Below are 17,142 nucleotides of genomic sequence, written 5' to 3' on the forward strand. Positions count from 1 at the left end.
ACCCGGTGGCCGCCGGCACCGGTCACCGACTGGGTTGTCAGGCGGCCCAAGGGGTCAAAGGAGTGCTCCAGGGCGACCGTGCCGTCGATGTGGCGAGTCAGTTCGCGGCCCGCTTCGTCGTACGTGAAGTCGATCGGCCGGCCCGACGCCACCATGCGCGTGCGGCGGCCCACCGCGTCGTACGACCATGTCGTCCTGGCCCCGGTCGGGGTGGTGCGGCTTGTGCGGCGGCCCAGCGCATCGTAGGTGTACGTCACCGTACGGCCGTTGACGGTCTCCGAGTGCAGGCGGCCGTGGCGATCCCGCAGCAGGGTGAGTGTGGTGCCGTCCGGGCCCGTTGCCTGGGCCAGTTGGTCGGTCAGGTCGTACGCGTAGGTCGTGACCTGGCCCGCCGCCTCCTTGCGCAGTACTTGGCCGAGTTCGTTGCGCTCGAAGGTCACCTCCTCACCGAGGGCGTTGTGCCGCGCGACCAGGCGGCCCGCCGGGTCGTACTCGTACCTCAGCGTGCGGTCGTCGAAGTCCGTCTCAGCCACCAGGCGGCCGACCGCGTCGTACTCGTACGTCCAGGTCAGCCCCTGCGGATTCGTGACCTTCGTCAGTCGCAGTTCCGTGTCGTGGTCGAATTCGTACCGGACGCCGTCGGGGCCCGTGCGGGCCGTCAGCAGGTCGAAGTCGGTGTACTCGAAGCGGCTGACCCCGCCGAGCGGGTCCGTGTGGCTCGTGCAGTTGCCCTCGCCGTCGTAGGTCCACGTCTCCGTCGTGCCGTCGGGAGCCGTGCGGCGGGTCAGCCGGCCTTCGAGTGACCATTCCAGGCGGGTGGTGGCGCCCGTGGGGTCCGTGATCGTGGTGGGGAGGCCGAGGGCGTTCCGTTCGTAGCGCGTGGTCGCGCCCAGTGGGTCCGTCACCTGTACCGGGAGGCCCGTGCGGTCGCAGACGACCGTCGTCGTGTGGCCCAAGGGGTCCGTCACCGACGTCAGGTGGCCGGCCTCGTTGTGGGCGAACCGGGTCGTCCCGCCCGCCGGGTCGGTCACCGACGTGCGGTTGCCCCGGTCGTCATACGTCTGGCGGATCACCGTGCCGTCCGGGTTCACGACCTTCACCGGTAGGCCGAGGTCGTTGTACTCCGCCCGCGTCTCGCGGCCGTCCGGGCGGACCACCCGGGTGAGGTTGCCGGCGGCGTCGTACTCGAACGTGGTCGTGAGGCCCAGTGGGTCCGTAGTGGACAGCAGGCGGTTGTAACGATCGTGTCTGTAACTGGTGGTGTCGCCAAGCGCGTTCGTCTCGGCGATGACCTGGCAGCGATGGTTGATCAGATAGTGGGTGGTGTGACCTTGTGAGTCGGTGATGGTCGTGATGTGCTCACCGGTGTCGGGATCCACTGGCCCGTAGGTGAAAGTCGAGGCCAGGTGGCCGTCAGCGCCGGACTGGTGGGTGCAGCGGTCCTGGTCGTCGTAGACATAGGTGAAGTAGCTATCGTTGGTGTCGGTCCAAGAGGTGATGCGCCCCCGCTGGTCGTATGCGAGGCGGGTGGAGCGGCCGGAGGAGTTGACGACCTCAGTCAGGTGGCCGTCGGTGTAGCCGTAGCGGATCAGTTCCTGCTCGGTGCCGTCCGCTGCCCCCGCGATACGCAGGGCGGTGATACGGCCGTCGGCGCTCGACACCAGCAGGCGGTAGCCGCCGCGGTGGGTGAGAGCGCTGGGTGCTCCGGTGGGGTCGTACTCGAACGTTATCCAGGTGCCATTGCGATCGTCGAGCTGTTCCACTACCGCCAGGCTCTCGGAGCGGTCAGCGAAGCGCCGCACCTGGCCCGTCTCCGGGTCTGTGAGGGTGTAGCCGTCGTCCGTGCGGTCCAGCGACCAGCGTGGGCCGTGGCTGGGCAGGGTGGGCAGACCTGGAGCCGGATGCGGGAAAGCCAGTGTCAGTCCGTCCTCGCCGACGAAGACGACGCCCTGTGAGTCGATCTCCAGACGCTGGTCGAGCGTGGAAGACCAAGCCGGTCCGAACCAGCCACCGAGCCTGTACGACGACTCGAACTGGCGCTTGACGACAAGGGGCAGCGTGCCGGGGAGTGAAACGTCGGTCTGTGGCAGCACCATCCGGCCGGTCGCGACGTCGACGGGGTCCTTCTCGCAGACCTTGTCCACCGGGCGGCGGGCGACATCCTCCGCGCCCTCCTCAACAGCATTCCGGGCACCCTTGCGCACTCCCTGCTCTGCGACTTCCTCCGCGCCCTTCTTCAGTCCGAGCCGCAGTCCGCCCCGGGCCAGTCCCGCGCCCTTCGTGCCGATCATCTCGGGCAGAAGGCGCCCGAAGAACTCCGAGGGGTCCTTCTTGAAGCCCTCCACGGCGACCTGGGCGGTCCGCTCGGGGTGGGCTGCGGTGGAGGTCAGGCCGGAGAGCGTCATGCTGACGTTCTGAAGGTAGGCGGCCGGGTGGGTGAGGTTGTAGGGGTCGGCGGGGTTCAGGCCGCGGACGAAGTTGACCAGGCCGGCGGTGCCCTTGGCCACGCCGCCGGCGAAGTGGGTCAGTTCGATGCTGGTGGACAGCGCTCCGTCGGTGAAGTCGTCCTTGAGGCGGTTCAGGGGCGGGGGCTCGGCGGGGGCGTGGGCCAGCGCCGCCTTCACCTGGCCCTGGGCCTCGGCGGCGGCGGTGTTGCGCTGCTTGCGGGCCTCGGCGAGCTTCTCCCGCGCGGCCTGGATGTCGGCCTTGCCCGGGTCGTGGAACGGCTCCGGTCCGGGGCCCGGGTCCTCGTCGGCCTTGATCTTGGCGTTGTAGGCGTCGACCTTCTTGTTGTACGCGTCCACCGCGTCCTTGGAGGCCTTCACGCCCTTCTTGTAAAGCTCTACGGCCTCTTTGGCCTGCCCTTGTGCCCACTTCACGGTGTCGGCGTACGACTCCAGGGCGGCCGCTGCCGTGTCGCACGCCTCGGCCGCCTGCGCCCACTTGGCGGGGTGCACGCCGAACTTCTCCCGGAAGGCGTCGCCGCCCTCGCCCTTCCAGCCGGAGGAGTCGACCTTCTTCAGCCCCTGGCCGACCTTGTCGAACGCGCCGTGGAAGTCCCGCAGGTGCTTCGCGCTCTGACGGATCTTGTCCGGGCTGCCGTGGACGAGTTCGTTCGCCTCCTCGCTCTGGCCGAGCTGCTGCTCGCCCGGGGTCGCCCCGAGGTCGGAGGCGACGCCGTCGCCCCAGTCCTCCACCACGTCGGCCCACTTGTGCGCGCCGACCTGGTCCAGGCCGTCGCCGATCTTGTCCGTGGTCCAGTCGACGCCCTCGCCGAGCTTCTTCTTGCCCTTGTCGTAGAGGTCCTCGGCACCACCCAGAAGGGCGTTGGTCACATCGCCGAAGCCCATCAGCCCTCACCACCGCGCTGCTCCTGGGCGGCCTGGGCACGGGCCTCGGGCGAGGGTCCGGCGACGTCGTCCACCAGCCGGTCGTACTGTTCGTCGGACATGCCCAGCGCGCTGTGCAGGTTCTCGGGGTTCACACCGGGCACCGGTCCGAGCGTGCGGGAGGTCATCACATCACGTGTGGCGTCCTTCCAGCCCTGCTTGCTGGTGTCCCAGGCCTGCTCGAAGGACTCCTTGCTGTAGTCCACGTTCCCGCCGTACGCACCGGACGCGGCGATGTCGCCATAGCCCATCTTCTGCACGTCCTCCTCGGAGGCGTACGGATTGCCGATGGCCGCATTGGTGACGATCTTGAAGGTTCCGTCGACGTACTGGTCGGTCTCGTAGTACGTGCCCGCCGCCAGGCCCGTCTTCGCGGCGAAGCCGTTGCCCTCGTTGATCAGCGAGCGCACGCCCCATTCCCAGCGTTCGCAGAAGGACTCGAACTCGTCCGTGAGGCCTTCGTGGCCCAGCTCCAGCCCGGACAGGGCGATGTCCGAGAAACCACGCCCGGCACCGGCCTCGCCGACCATGCCCAGCTCTTTCAGCTCGCCCAGCGCCTCGGTCAGCCCCTTGGCGATCAGACCGAGCCCCTGCGTCGCCAGATCCTTGCCGCCGCCCCCGGTCACCGCTCGTCCCCCTTGTCCGCCGCTGCCGCGTCGACGTCCACCGCCACCTCATCCGGCACGATCCCCCGCACCGGAGGAAAGACCGCCCCGTCCTCCCCGTCCGCACAGTCCAGCGCCACCCCGCACGGCACCCCGACCGCCGGAACCGCCGCGTCCAGCAGACGCGCCCCCAGCCACCGCTGATACGGCCACTCCCGGTCACCCTCACCCCGCGCGACCGCGAAACGCGCCAGAGCCTGCTCGTTCGAGAAGGCGTAGATCCAGCGAACACCACCGAAGTCCGCCGTGAGCAGGCCACGATCGGAGTCCCGTCCGGAGCCGTCGCCCAACGGCACCAAGACCGGTGTACGGCGGAACTCGCCAAGCAGAATGGCGAACTCACGCATGCGGGCTTTGATCTTCTCGGCTTCCTCGGTTCGTATGGCCGCTTCGACTCCCTCAGCAGACGAGGGTTGAGGCTCGGACGCCGTCTCCGTCAGTGGTTCTTCCGGCGCCGCCTTCTCCCACGAAGGCACCGTCATCTCCGCATAGTCGTACAGCCGTGATCTAGGAACGCTGCTGCGCGGTGCCTCGTCTGCCCCGCCCCCGTGTTCAGACATGCAGCCCATCATCACAACTGCAACTGGAGGGGACAACCCGACACCCAGCCCACCTTGATCTCAGCACGTGTCAGCACACGGCGGGGGGCTTGGTCAGGTCGATCAGCGGACACCGCATCTCAATCTGGGCACACTCAGCCCGTTTCAGCGCACCGCATGCAGATGAGTGTCTGACCAAGCAGCCGCTCCAGCAGCAGGTGGGGCACGTAAGGGTGGCCATAGCTGGAGCTGGATCGCTGTGCTGTCGTACATACGTCAGCACAGCACCCCCGGCTGCCGCGTCGATCCCGCTGCGGCACCTGCGCCGTCGAACGGCCCAGGCCAGAAAGGTTCCCCGGCTGTTCCCCCGGGCCCGTCCCGGCCGTGACCCCGGTCACCGTTTCCCTGTGCGCACGGCCACCCCTCAGCCCGCGCAGGGCGGCCGGTAAAGTAGCGCGGGTCGTCATCACACCCGTACGGGGGGAAGCCGGTGCAATTCCGGCGCTGACCTTCCCCCAGCTCTCGGCTGCGCTCGCGCCGGGGGCACCCCCATCCGTGTGCCGCCACCGAGGCGGTGAGCCGGACCGCCCCGGACGGGACGTTGACCGGCTCACGTGCGACGGCGGCCCGCCGCGCACGGCACCGTCGAGGTCTACGGAGCCGAGCCGCCCGGGGTGTCACCCGTGCGATGCCCGGCTCCCCGCAGGAGAGGCAGTCGCCGACCATGAACGTCCGCCGCAGTGCCGCGGCTCTCGCCGCCGTAGGCGTGCTGGCCGCCGCCGCGCCCGCCACGGCCGCCGAACCGTCCCCGTCGTCGAAGGTGACGGTCCCGTCCGGGCTGTACGGCAAGGGGGACCCGACGTACGACGGCGTGTGGCGGCAGTCGCTGACGCTGCTCGCCCAGCGGACCCTCGGCTACCGGCCGGCCGCCGCGGCCGTGGACTGGCTCACCGGCCAGCAGTGCGCGAACGGCTCCTTCGCCGCCTTCCGCGCCGCCCCCGCGGGGCCGTGCGACGACAAGGTCAAGGCCGACACCAACAGCACGGCCGCCGCCGTCCAGGCCCTCGCCGCGACCGACGGGCACGGCATCGCCGTCGACAAGGCCGTGGACTGGCTCAAGTCCGTGCAGAACAAGGACGGCGGCTGGGGCTACTACCCCGGCGGCCCCAGCGACACCAACTCCACGTCCGTCGTCATCGGCGCGCTGACCGCGGCCGGCACCGACCCGGCGGACGTCCAGAAGTCCGGCAAGTCCCCGTACGACGCCCTGCCCTCCTGGTCCATCCCCTGCGACCAGGACGGCGGCGGCGCCCTCGCCTACCAGCCGGACAAGAAGGGCAAGCTGCTCGCCAACGCGGACGCGACGGCGGCCGGCCTGCTGGGCGCCCTCGGCAAGGGCTTCGTGGCGCAGACCGGCAAGGCCCCGGCGCGGGACACCTGCGCCGGGGCCGAGACCCGCACCCAGGTCGCCGACAACGCCGGCGCCTACCTGGCAGCGGCCGTCGCCAGGACCGGTCACCTCCAGTCCGCCCTGCCCGGCGCCACGGACCAGCCCGACTTCGGCAACACCGCGGACGCCGTCGTCGCGCTCGCCGCGGACGGCCGGACCGAGCCCGCGAAGAAGGCCTACGCCTGGCTGGAGAAGAACGCCGGCCCGTGGGCGGCACAGACCGGCCCCGCCGCCTATGCCCAGCTGATCCTCGCCGCCCACGCGATCGGGCAGCAGCCGGGCGACTTCGGCGGCACCAGCCTGGTCCGCTCCCTCAACGCCCTCGGCCCCGCCCCGCACATGGACTCCGCCGCCGAGCACAAGGAGAAGTCCGACGACGACTCCGGCACGGGCGTCTGGTGGATCGTCGGTGTCGGCCTCGTCGCCGGCATCGGCATCGGCTTCCTGCTCAGCGGCCGGAAGAAGCGGCAGCCGTGACCGTCGTCCGCCGTGCCGTGCCGGTGCTCGTCGCCGCGCTGCTGCTCCTCGGCTCCGCCGGGCCGGCCGGTGCCACCGGCTACCGCTACTGGTCCTTCTGGGAACGCACCGGCGGCCACTGGACGTACGCCACCCAGGGCCCGGCCTTCGTCCGCCCCGACGACGGCGCGGTCCAGGGCTTCCGGTTCGCGGTGAGCGCGGACTCGGCGGACGCGAACCGGCCGCGCGGTACGGCGGACTTCGACACGGTCTGTGCCGGTACGCCGGCCACGTCGGGCACCAAGCGGGTGGCGCTGGTCCTCGACTTCGGCACGCCCTCGGACGCGCCGTCCGGCGAGACCCCGCCGGGGCGTCGTACGGCGTGCGCGCGGGTGCCGTCCGACGCGACCACCGCGGACGCGCTGGCCGCTGTGGCGAAGCCGCTCCGGTACGACACCAACGCCCTGCTGTGCGCCATCGCCGGGTATCCGGAGGAGGGGTGCGGGGAGCAGGTCTCCGCCGAGGGGAAGCGGAGCGGCGGAGGCGGAAGCGGGGCCGACAGCGGGCCCTCGCTGGGGCTGCCGATCGGCGCGGCCGTGGTCGGCCTGCTGGCGGGCGCGGCGGTGTGGCAGGCACGTCGGCGGCGCGATGCGTCCGGGTGAGCACGGGAACGCGATGGGTCCGGCTGAGCACGGGAACGCGATGAGTCCGGCTGAGCACGGGAACGCCATGAGTCCGGGTGAGCACGGGCCGTCGTGCGAGCGCGGGGCCGTCGTGGCCACTCGCGCCCACGCGGCGGCAGCCGCACACCAGACGGCGCCCTTCGCCCCTTCGGGGCGCTCGCCCCGGGCCCTCCTGCATCCCGGTGCCTGGTGGCTCTGGGCGGTGTCGCTCGGGGTCGCCGCCACCCGTACCACCAACCCCCTCCTCCTCGCCCTCCTCATATCCGCCTCCGCCTACGTCGTGGCGACGCACCGCTCCCCCGCCCCCTGGGCCCGCTCCTACACGGCCTTCGTCCGACTCGCCCTCGCCGTCCTCCTCATCCGCGTCCTGTTCGCGGTGGCGCTCGGCTCACCCGTCCCCGGCACGCACACGCTCCTCACGCTCCCCGAAGTCCCGCTGCCGCACTGGGCGCAGGGCATCCGGCTGGGCGGCCGGGTCACCGCCGAGGCGGTCGTCTTCGCCGCGTACGACGGCCTGAAGCTCGCCACCCTGCTCATCTGCGTCGGCGCCGCGAACGCCCTCGCCAGCCCCACCCGCCTTCTCAAGTCCCTGCCCGGCGCCCTGTACGAGACGGGTGTGGCCGTGGTCGTCGCCCTCACCTTCGCGCCCCACCTGATCGCCGACGTGCAGCGGCTGCGCGCCGCCCGCCGCCTGCGCGGGCGCCCGGACCGGGGTGTACGGGGCCTGCTCCAGGTCGGACTGCCGGTCCTGGAGGGCGCGTTGGAGCGCTCGGTCGCGCTCGCCGCCGCGATGGAGGCCCGCGGCTACGGCCGTACCGCCGAGGTTCCCGCCCGGGTCCGCCGTACGACGGCCGCCCTCACCCTCGGCGGGCTGCTCGGCGTGTGCGCGGGCACGTACGGGCTGCTGACGGCGGCAGGGGGTACGTACGGGCTTCCCGTGCTGCTCGCCGGAGTCGTCGCCGCGCTCGCCGGGCTGCGGCTGGGCGGCCGGCGCTCCCTTCGCACCCGGTACCGCCCGGACCCGTGGGGCCCGCGCGCCTGGCTGGTCACGGGCTCCGGCGCCGCGGTGGCCGCGCTGCTCACGCTCGCCTCCGTCCGCGATCCACGGGCACTGCACCCCGGGGTCGTACCCCTCGTCGCGCCCACGCTGCCGCTCTGGCCCGCCGCGGCCGTCCTGCTCGCCCTGCTGCCCGCCTTCGTCGTCCCCAGGGAGCCGTCGTGATCCGCTTCGAGGATGTCAGCGTGACGTACGGGGGTGCGGCCCGGCCCACCGTCACCGGCGTCGACTTCGAGGTCCCCGAGGGCGAACTGGTGCTGCTCGCCGGTCCGTCCGGGGTCGGCAAGTCGACCGTGTTGGGCGCGGTGAGCGGGCTGGTCCCGCACTTCACCGGCGGCACCCTGCGCGGCCGCGTGACGGTGGCGGGCCGGGACACCCGTACCCATCAGCCGCGTCAACTCGCCGACGTGGTCGGCACGGTGGGCCAGGACCCGCTCGCGCACTTCGTGACGGACACCGTGGAGGACGAACTCGCCTACGGCATGGAGTCCTTGGGGCTCGCCCCGGCGGTGATGCGGCGCCGGGTGGAGGAGACCCTCGACCTGCTGGGCCTCGCCGGACTGCGCAGCCGCCCGATCGCCACCCTCTCCGGCGGGCAGCGGCAACGGGTCGCGATCGGCTCGGTCCTCACCCCGCACCCCCAGGTGCTGGTCCTGGACGAGCCGACCTCCGCGCTGGACCCGGCCGCCGCCGAGGAGGTGCTGGCCGTGCTGCAACGGCTGGTGCACGACCTGGGGACGACGGTCCTGATGGCCGAGCACCGCCTGGAACGGGTCATCCAGTACGCCGACCGGGTCGTCCTCCTCCCCGCCCCCGGCGCCGCCCCGGTCACCGGCCCCCCGGCCGAGGTGATGGCCGTGTCACCGGTGTACCCCCCGGTGGTGGCCCTGGGCCGCCTGGCCGGCTGGTCCCCCCTCCCCCTGACCATCCGAGACGCCCGCCGCCAAGCCCCCACCCTCCGCACCCACCTGTCCACCACCACACCTGGCGCCCCCCACACCGCCGTAGCCCCGGGCACCCCTGCCGCCGTAACCGCGGGCAGCCCCGCCGCCGTAGCTTCGGGCACCCCCGCCGCTGGAGGTGCGGCCAGCCACACCGCCGCAGCCACGGGCGGCGGCATCACCGCCGCACCCGTGGGCACCCCCGCCACCGCAGCCGCGGGCAGTCGTGCCGCCAAGGGCCACACGGATGGGCAATGGGGGTCACCCCGCGCGAGCGAAGCCGAGCGTGGGGGAGGCAGCCCGCGAGCGCGGGCAAGCGGCCCGACTCCCGGCCAGCCCCCGCACCGGGAACCCGGCACCCCCGCCCGCCGCTCCCTCTTCCGGCGCCGCCCCACCCCCACCCGGCAACCCCCGCGACCGCACATCGCCGAGGTCCGCGACCTCTCCGTCCGCCGCGACCACATCCAGGCCCTGCGGCACATAGACCTGACCGTCACCCCCGGCGAGACCATCGCGCTCATGGGCCGCAACGGCGCCGGCAAGTCCACCCTCCTCGGCTCGCTCGTCGGCCTGGTGGCGCCCAGCTCGGGGACCGTCGACGTCGGCGGCGCCGTACCCCACCGCACACCGCCCCAGGACCTCGTCCGCCGCGTCGGTCTGGTCCCCCAGGAGCCGCGCGACCTGCTGTACACCGACACCGTCGCCGCCGAGTGCGCGGCGGCCGACCGGGACGCGGCTGCCGCGCCCGGCACCTGCCGGGCCCTGGTGTCCGAGCTGCTGCCGGGTGTCACGGACGACACGCACCCCCGGGATCTGTCGGAGGGCCAGCGTCTGGCGCTCGCGCTGGCCGTGGTGCTGACCGCCCGTCCGCCGCTGCTCCTCCTCGACGAGCCGACGCGCGGCCTGGACTACGCGGCCAAGGCCCGCCTGGTCGCCGTACTGCGCGGGCTGGCGGCCGAGGGGCACGCGATCGTGCTGGCGACGCATGACGTGGAACTGGCCGCCGAGCTGGCCCACCGGGTGGTGCTGCTGGCCGAGGGAGAGGTGATCGCCGACGGTCCGACGGCCGAGATCGTGGTGTCCTCCCCGTCCTTCGCCCCGCAGGTGACCAAGATCCTGGCCCCGCAGCAGTGGCTGACGGTGGCCCAGGTGCGGGAGGCGCTGAGGTGAGTCACGGCACACGCACCGCCGCACGGGCGCACGCCGTCCGTCTCGGCCCCCGCTCGCTCGCCGCGCTGGCGCTGACCAGCGCGGTCGGTGTGGTCGCCTTCGGCTGGCCCTTCCTCGCCCCGCCCGCCTCCCAGCTGAACGCGCACGCCCAGGACGCGCCCTGGCTCTTCTCGGGCCTGCTGGTGCTGCTGGTGGCGGTGGTCTCGGCGACGATCTCGGAGTCGGATCTCGGGCCGAAGGCCGTGGCCATGCTGGGCGTGCTGGCCGCGACGGGGGCGGCGCTGCGGCCGATCGGCGCGGGTACGGCGGGGCTGGAGCCCATGTTCTTCCTGATGGTGCTCAGCGGACGGGTGCTCGGCCCGGGCTTCGGCTTCGCGCTGGGCTCGGTGACGATGTTCGCGTCCGCGCTGCTCACGGGCGGGGTGGGGCCGTGGCTGCCGTTCCAGATGCTGTCGATGGGCTGGTTCACCATGGGCGCGGGCCTGCTGCCCGGGCCGGTCCGGCTGCGCGGTCGTGGCGAGCTGCTGATGCTCGCCGGCTACGGCTTTCTCGCGGCCTTCGCCTACGGCACGGTCATGAACCTGGCCGGCTGGCCCTTTCTGAACGCGGCGGCCTCGAACATCTCCTTCCACGGCGATGCCCCGGTCGCCGAGAACCTGGCCCACTTCGTCGCGTACTGCCTGGCCACCTCGCTCGGCTGGGACCTGGGCCGGGCGGTCTGCACGGTGGTGCTGACCGTCGTCGTCGGTCCGGCGGTGCTGCGGGCGCTGCGCCGGGCCACACGACGGGCCGCTTTCGAGACCGCGGTCACATTCGACGGTCCGGCTGGGTGACGACTCGCTTCCACGACGTGAGCGGGCCGGTGAAGCACCCCACATGACGCACGTCACCTACGATCCGCGATAGTAGACCTATTTGTCCGTTACATCCTCTCGTGCACCCCTTCTGACCTGCACTTTGCGACCCACGTCACAGCGCGGACGTTTGCCGCCGATCCGGCCACAACTAGTAAAAGGGGTCATTGCGGACGGGTTCCGGGCCTGCTTCTCTGGACGACGTCGCCAGGCGCCACGAGCCCACCCGGGCCGCGGCGCCGCCGCATGAGGCCACACCGTGTGGTCCTTCCCGTGCGGGCGATCCCACCGTCCCCGACGCAAGAGGTTCTCCGTGTCCGTCTCCTTCATCCGCCGCATCGCTTCCCCGAAGAAGGCCCTCACCACCGCCGCCGTGGCCGCCGCCACCGTCGGTATGGCTCTGACCGCGGCGCCCGCCGAGGCCGCCACCGGCTCGGCCTCCTCCGCCCAGGCGATCGCGCACAAGATGATCCCGGACGCCGCGCAGTTCAACGCGTTCAGCAAGATCGTCGAGCACGAGAGCGGCTGGAACCCCTCCGCCACCAACAGCTCGTCCGGTGCCTACGGTCTGGTCCAGGCCCTGCCGGCCTCGAAGATGGCCTCCGCCGGTGGCGACTGGAAGACCAACCCGGCCACCCAGATCAAGTGGGGCCTGGACTACATGAACTCCCGCTACGGCAGCCCGGCCAAGGCCTGGAACTTCTGGCAGGCCAACGGCTGGTACTGAGCCACCCGGCACCAAGCCACCCGGCACCGGACCACCTGGCTCCGAGCCACCGGTCACCCAGCCAGCCCTCACTGAGCCGCGCCCCCGCTGAACCAGCGCGCGATCCCGGCCAGCGCGGCCCGGTCCGACCCGAAGTGGTCGACCGGTCCCACCTCCAGCACCCGCACCCTCGCCCCCCGCTGGGCGAGGGTGCGCGCGCATGTCCGGGCATTGCCGATCGGTACGTCGGTGTCGCGGTTGCCCGCGTACAGCCGTACCGGCACCTCGGGCTTCCAGTCGCAGGCGTGGCCGTTGGCGCGCAGGGCCGTGAGCAGGCCGCCGGTGGGCCTGCGGAGCTGCCGGTAGAAGCGGTCGGTGAGCAACCGCCGTACGTCCGGGGCGAGCTGACGCACGATGTCCTCGTCCTTGTGCCGCCCGTCGAAGAGCCGCTCGACGCGCTCGGCGTACGGCTGCCGGAACACCTCGGCGGGGTCCTTGTAGATGGGGTGCAGGCGGTTCTGGGCCACGAGGAAGTATGAGAGATAGAACACCCCGCTCACGTCGTTGACCCGGCCGTCGGTCAGCGCCGGCTCCTCGGTGCCCTGGAGGTCGTACGGCCCCGCCACCGGCGCGACGGCCTTCAGCCGGAACCCGGCCGCGTCCCCGCCCTGCACGGCCCGGGCCAGCGCCATCGCCACCTGCCCGCCCTGGGAGAACCCGGTGACGTACAGGTCCCCGGTGAGTGAGCGCCCCAGCAGACCGGCCGCCGTCCGGGTCGCGCGCAGCATGTCCACCGAGGCGGTCACCGCGGACCGGGTGTCCATATAAGGGTGCCGGCCGGGCCCCTCGCCCAGCCCCAGATAGTCGGGCGCGGCCACCGCGCGCCCCGTTGCGGCGAAGAGGTACGACTGGGTCCGCGCGGCCTCGGCCACGGAGGGCGCGTAGGACCGGTTGGCCATGGTGCCGTGCGTGTCGGAGACGAGCCCGAGGCGGTGCCCGCCGCCGGACGGGACGGTGAGCAGGCCGGTGGCGGTGGTGGGCCGGCCCTGCGGGTCCACCGTGCGGTACGTCACCCGGTAGGCGAGGACGCCGTGGCGCACCGGGGCGGCACCGATGTGCCGCGCGCGCAGCGCCCGGGCGACCTCGGTACGGCTGTGCGCGGCGACCGGTACGACGGACACGACCTCCCCGCGCTCGCCGGACCGCTGCCCGTCGGCGCCGGGGACCCCCGGCACCACCCCGGCGACACCGACGAGCGCCAGGGCACCCAGGGTGACCGCCGGGCCCGTGCGGATGGGCCGACCGGGCTGCTTTTCCACCGTTTTGCGCGTGTCCTGAGTCATGTCCCGAACGCTACGGACGCAGGCTGCGCCGGGACATCCGAGAGCCCCCCGTCCCCGGGTGGACTTCTTTCGCGCGCCGGGTGGACTTCTTTCCACCTCCTGTCCCTTCGGAGGAACGATGACGACGCCGACACCGCCGGTACGGGACCCGGAGACGCGCGGGCTGCGCCTGGTGGCCGTACTGCTGGCGCTGACCTTGGTCAGCGGCCTGATCGACGCCGTCAGCTTTCTGGGTCTGGGCCGGGTCTTCACGGCCAACGTGACCGGCAGCGTGGTCATCCTCGGCTTCGCCGCGGCCGGCGTCCCGGACTTCTCCGTGCGCCACGCGGTCACGTCCCTGATCTGCTTCCTGCTGGGCGCGGTGACCGGCGGCCGGGTGACGGCCCGCCACGGCCGGGGCTCCCGCCGCCGCTCGGCCCGGCTGGCCCTGGCGGCGGAGGCGGTGCTGGTCGGCGTGGCGGCGGCCGTGGCCTTCATCCGGCCGGACACCGCCGGAACCCGGGACGTCCTGATCGGCCTCACGGCCTTCGCGATGGGCCTGCGCACCGCGACGGTCCGCACGTTCCGCGTGCCCGACCTGATCACCACCACCGTCGTGACGATGACCCTGACCGGCCTGGCCTCCGAGTCCCGCCTCGGTGACGCCACGAGCCGCCGCTATCTGCGCCGCTCGGCCTCGGTCCTCGCCATGGTCGCCGGCGCCTGCCTGGGCGCCTGGCTGGTCCTCCACCACGGCCTGGGCATCCCCCTGCTGCTGGCGGCACTGGTGTCGGGGGCACTGGCGGTGGCGGTCTCGGGCCGGGAATGAGAACTGAGAACCGGGGACGGCGCCCCGGCCGCCGATCCCGTCACCCTGCGCTGACCCGCAGTTCCTTGACGCCGTTGATCCAGGCCGAACGCAGCCGGCGGGGCGCGTCGGCGAGGTGCAGGCCGGGCATGGCGTCGGCGACGGCGTTGAAGATGAGGTCGATCTCCAGGACGGCGAGGGACTTGCCGAGGCAGTAGTGGGGACCGCCTCCGCCGAAGCCCAGGTGGGGGTTGGGGTCGCGGGTGATGTCGAAGGTGTCGGGGTCGGTGAAGACCTCGGGGTCATGGTTGGCCGAGGCGTAGAACAGGCCGACCCGGTCGCCCTTCTGGATCAGTACGCCGCCCAGTTCCGTGTCCTGCGTCGCCGTCCGCTGGAAGGAGTTGACCGGGGTCGCCCAGCGGACGATCTCCTCGGCCGTGGTGGACGGGCGCTCACGCCGGAAGAGGTCCCACTGCTCGGGGTGGGTGAGGAAGGCGTGCATGCCGTGGGTGATGGCGTTGCGGGTGGTCTCGTTACCGGCCACCGCCAGCATCAGCACGAAGAAGCCGAACTCGTCCGAGTTCAGGTTGCCTTCGTCCTCCGCCGCCACCAGGGTCGTCACGATGTCGTGGGCCGGGCACCGCTTGCGCTCGGCGGCCATGTTCATGGCGTAGGCGATGATCTCGGCGGCCGACTGCGCGCCGACCTCCTCGGTGATCGCGTACTCGGGGTCGTCGTAGGCGATCATCTTGTTGGACCAGTCGAAGATCTTGGACCGGTCCTGCTGCGGGACGCCGATCAGCTCGGCGATGGCCTGCAAGGGCAGTTCGCAGGCGACCTCGGAGACGAAGTCGAAAGGCCCGGAGCGGGCGCGGGCGGCGGCGACGATAGCCTCGGCGCGGGCACGCAGCCGGTCCTCCAGCGCGCGGATGGAGCGTGGCGTGAACCCGCGCTGCACTATCTGGCGCACCCGCGTATGTTCCGGTGGATCCATGTTGAGCAGGATCAGCCGCTGCGCGTCGATCGTCTCGCGCTGGATGTGCTCGTTGAAGCGGATGATCGCGGTGTTGAGGGAGGAGGAGAAGAGTTCCGGGTGCGTGGAGACGTACTTGACGTCGGCGTGCCGGGTCACGGCCCAGTAGCCGGTGTCGGTGAAGCCCGCGATGCCGCGCTGCTGCGGGATCCAGCGGACCGGCTCGGTACGGCGCAGCTCGGCGAACTCCGGGAGGGGCACACGGTGGTGCAGCAGATCGGGGTCGGTGAGGTCGAACCCGTCGGGCAGCGCTGGACAGGGCATCGGCGACTCCAGCCATCTGACGGTCCATCAGCGAGTGCCGCGAAGGTAGTAACGGGTTCTACAAGTCGCAAGAGGTACGGCATCCCCAATCGGTGCGGAAGTCGCGCAGATCCCAGCGTCGACACCTGCAAGACCCTTGCGGTGACGGTCGTCACGTCAGCAGACTGCTGAACAGAACTAGAACGCGTACTAGTTCTGGAGGAGAGCCCTCTCGGAGAGGACCCGCACCCATGGCCGCCGAACCCGTGATCGTCGAAGCCGTCCGCACCCCGATCGGCAAGCGCGGCGGCGCGCTCGCCAACCTGCACCCCGCCTACCTCCTGGGCGAGACCTACCGTGAACTCCTCGGCCGCACCGGCATCCCCGCCGACGCCGTCGAGCAGATCGTCGGCGGCACGGTGACCCACGCCGGCGAGCAGTCCATGAACCCCGCGCGCACGGCCTGGCTGACCATGGGGCTGCCGTACGAGACGGCGGCCACGACGGTCGACTGCCAGTGCGGGTCCTCGCAGCAGGCCTCGCACATGGTGGCCAACATGGTCGCGGCGGGCGTGATCGACGTCGGGATCAGCTGCGGCGTCGAGGCGATGTCCCGGGTCCCGCTGGGCTCAGGCTCCAAGCACGGCCCGGGAAAACCGTTCCCCGACGAGTGGAACGTGGACCTCCCCAACCAGTTCGAGGCGGCCGAACGCATAGCGCGCCACCGTGGCCTGACACGCGAGAACGTCGACGCGCTGGGCCTTCTCTCCCAGGAGCGGGCGGCTCTGGCATGGGCGGAGGAACGCTTCAAGCGGGAGACCTTCGCCGTGCAGGTGCCGACGACCGAGGAGGAGCAGTACGCCGGACAGGGCATGTGGCGCCTGGTCGACAAGGACGAGGGGCTGCGGGACACGTCGCCGGAGGCGCTGGCGGGCCTGAAGCCGGTGATGCCGAAGGCCGTGCACACGGCCGGCAACTCCTCCCAGATCTCCGACGGCGCCGCGGCGATCATGTGGGCGTCGAAACGGATGGCTCGCGCCCTGAAGCTGAAGCCGAGGGCGAGGATCGTCGCCCAGGCCCTCGTGGGCGCCGACCCGCACTTCCACCTGGACGGCCCGATCGACGCCACGCGCGCGGTGCTGGGCAAGGCGGGCATGTCGTTGAAGGACATCGACCTGGTCGAGATCAACGAGGCGTTCGCCTCCGTCGTACTGAGCTGGGCGCAGGTCTTCGACCAGACCCTGGAGAAGGTCAACGTCAACGGCGGCGCGATCGCCCTGGGCCACCCGGTCGGAGCGACGGGCGCACGCCTGATCACGACGGCCCTGCACGAACTGGAACGCACCGACAAGGAGTTCGCCCTGATCACGATGTGCGCGGGGGGCGGCTTGGCAACGGGAACGATCATCCAGCGGCTGTAGGCCCGGACGCCGGACGCCGGCTGTGGTGTTGCTGTTGGGCCGCCCGCTTCCTGGCCAGTGTCGTGCTTCCGCGGGCCGAGTAAAGGGCGCGTTCCGCGTCGCCTGCGGCGATGGCCCTCCGGGCCACCCTTGACCCGGCCCGCTCCAGCACGAGGAAGAAGCGAGCGGGCGGCCCGGAGGAAAGTGGCCGCCTCACCGGTACCGGGCCCTCAGCCCAGTTGGGCGCGCACCCGGCGCGAGGGGTGCGCCCTCGCGCCTCGCCTGCACGCCGGGCCGGTTTAGCGGCGCGCGCCCGGTGGGTGGTGCGCCTGCACGCCGGGTGGGATCGGCGGCTTGCGGCCGGTGGGTGGGCGGGTCCGAGCGGGGGCCTGGCCTCCTGTCGAGGGCGTCCCATGAGCCCCTCAG

Annotated in this window: 13 protein-coding genes; 8 read left to right on the plus strand and 5 right to left on the minus strand. The window is 72.1% G+C overall.

Annotated features, from left to right (window positions below; all coding sequences use genetic code 11):
• The 3 genes from ACZ4WH_RS42580 to ACZ4WH_RS42590 form a co-directional block, all read right to left on the minus strand.
• Window positions 1-3,350: putative T7SS-secreted protein (locus ACZ4WH_RS42580; RefSeq protein WP_468191308.1), on the minus strand; the 3,350-nt coding region annotated here is incomplete at its 3' end.
• Window positions 3,350-4,015: a hypothetical protein gene (locus ACZ4WH_RS42585; RefSeq protein ID WP_468191311.1), complete on the minus strand. Its 666-nt coding sequence runs from the start codon at window positions 4,013-4,015 to the stop codon at window positions 3,350-3,352. The genes ACZ4WH_RS42580 and ACZ4WH_RS42585, both read right to left, overlap by 1 nt.
• Window positions 4,012-4,614, minus strand: coding sequence for a hypothetical protein (locus ACZ4WH_RS42590; protein WP_468191314.1), 603 nt, complete (start codon window positions 4,612-4,614; stop codon window positions 4,012-4,014). Before ACZ4WH_RS42590 ends, ACZ4WH_RS42585 begins: the two co-directional genes overlap by 4 nt.
• Before the next feature lie 703 nt (window positions 4,615-5,317).
• Here ACZ4WH_RS42590 and ACZ4WH_RS42595 point away from each other — a divergent pair.
• The 6 genes from ACZ4WH_RS42595 to ACZ4WH_RS42620 all read left to right on the plus strand — a co-directional run bounded on the left by ACZ4WH_RS42595 (window position 5,318) and on the right by ACZ4WH_RS42620 (window position 11,931).
• On the plus strand, window positions 5,318-6,520 hold the full coding sequence (locus tag ACZ4WH_RS42595; protein ID WP_468191339.1) for a prenyltransferase/squalene oxidase repeat-containing protein: 1,203 nt from the start codon (window positions 5,318-5,320) through the stop codon (window positions 6,518-6,520).
• Window positions 6,517-7,161, plus strand: a complete 645-nt coding sequence (locus ACZ4WH_RS42600; RefSeq protein ID WP_468191316.1) for an SCO2322 family protein — start codon at window positions 6,517-6,519, stop codon at window positions 7,159-7,161. The genes ACZ4WH_RS42595 and ACZ4WH_RS42600 overlap by 4 nt, the downstream gene beginning before the upstream one ends.
• A 112-nt stretch (window positions 7,162-7,273) precedes the next feature.
• A complete protein-coding gene (locus tag ACZ4WH_RS42605; RefSeq protein ID WP_468191318.1) occupies window positions 7,274-8,404 on the plus strand; it encodes an energy-coupling factor transporter transmembrane component T in 1,131 nt (376 codons plus the stop codon).
• Window positions 8,401-10,350: an ATP-binding cassette domain-containing protein gene (locus ACZ4WH_RS42610; protein ID WP_468191320.1), complete on the plus strand. Its 1,950-nt coding sequence runs from the start codon at window positions 8,401-8,403 to the stop codon at window positions 10,348-10,350. Before ACZ4WH_RS42605 ends, ACZ4WH_RS42610 begins: the two co-directional genes overlap by 4 nt.
• On the plus strand, window positions 10,347-11,183 hold the full coding sequence (locus tag ACZ4WH_RS42615) for an ECF transporter S component (RefSeq protein WP_468191322.1): 837 nt from the start codon (window positions 10,347-10,349) through the stop codon (window positions 11,181-11,183). The genes ACZ4WH_RS42610 and ACZ4WH_RS42615 overlap by 4 nt, the downstream gene beginning before the upstream one ends.
• A gap of 334 nt (window positions 11,184-11,517) precedes the next feature.
• A complete protein-coding gene (locus ACZ4WH_RS42620) occupies window positions 11,518-11,931 on the plus strand; it encodes an aggregation-promoting factor C-terminal-like domain-containing protein (protein ID WP_468191324.1) in 414 nt (137 codons plus the stop codon).
• 68 nt (window positions 11,932-11,999) lie between these two features.
• Here ACZ4WH_RS42620 and ACZ4WH_RS42625 read toward each other — a convergent pair whose 3' ends face one another.
• A complete protein-coding gene (locus tag ACZ4WH_RS42625) occupies window positions 12,000-13,253 on the minus strand; it encodes an alpha/beta hydrolase (RefSeq protein WP_468191327.1) in 1,254 nt (417 codons plus the stop codon).
• Between the two features lie 118 nt (window positions 13,254-13,371).
• Between ACZ4WH_RS42625 and ACZ4WH_RS42630 the strand changes: the two genes are divergently transcribed.
• On the plus strand, window positions 13,372-14,061 hold the full coding sequence (locus ACZ4WH_RS42630; RefSeq protein WP_468191330.1) for a YoaK family protein: 690 nt from the start codon (window positions 13,372-13,374) through the stop codon (window positions 14,059-14,061).
• Between the two features lie 40 nt (window positions 14,062-14,101).
• On the opposite strand, the gene ACZ4WH_RS42635 is transcribed toward ACZ4WH_RS42630, so the two are convergent.
• Entirely contained in the window at window positions 14,102-15,337 is a 1,236-nt protein-coding gene (locus ACZ4WH_RS42635) for a cytochrome P450 (RefSeq protein ID WP_468191333.1), read from the minus strand.
• A gap of 230 nt (window positions 15,338-15,567) precedes the next feature.
• On the opposite strand from ACZ4WH_RS42635, the gene ACZ4WH_RS42640 reads away from it, so the two are divergent.
• Window positions 15,568-16,737: a steroid 3-ketoacyl-CoA thiolase gene (locus ACZ4WH_RS42640; protein ID WP_468191336.1), complete on the plus strand. Its 1,170-nt coding sequence runs from the start codon at window positions 15,568-15,570 to the stop codon at window positions 16,735-16,737.
• The last annotated feature ends 405 nt before the right edge of the window (window positions 16,738-17,142 follow it).

This window comes from Streptomyces sp. NPDC029138 (assembly GCF_055564375.1).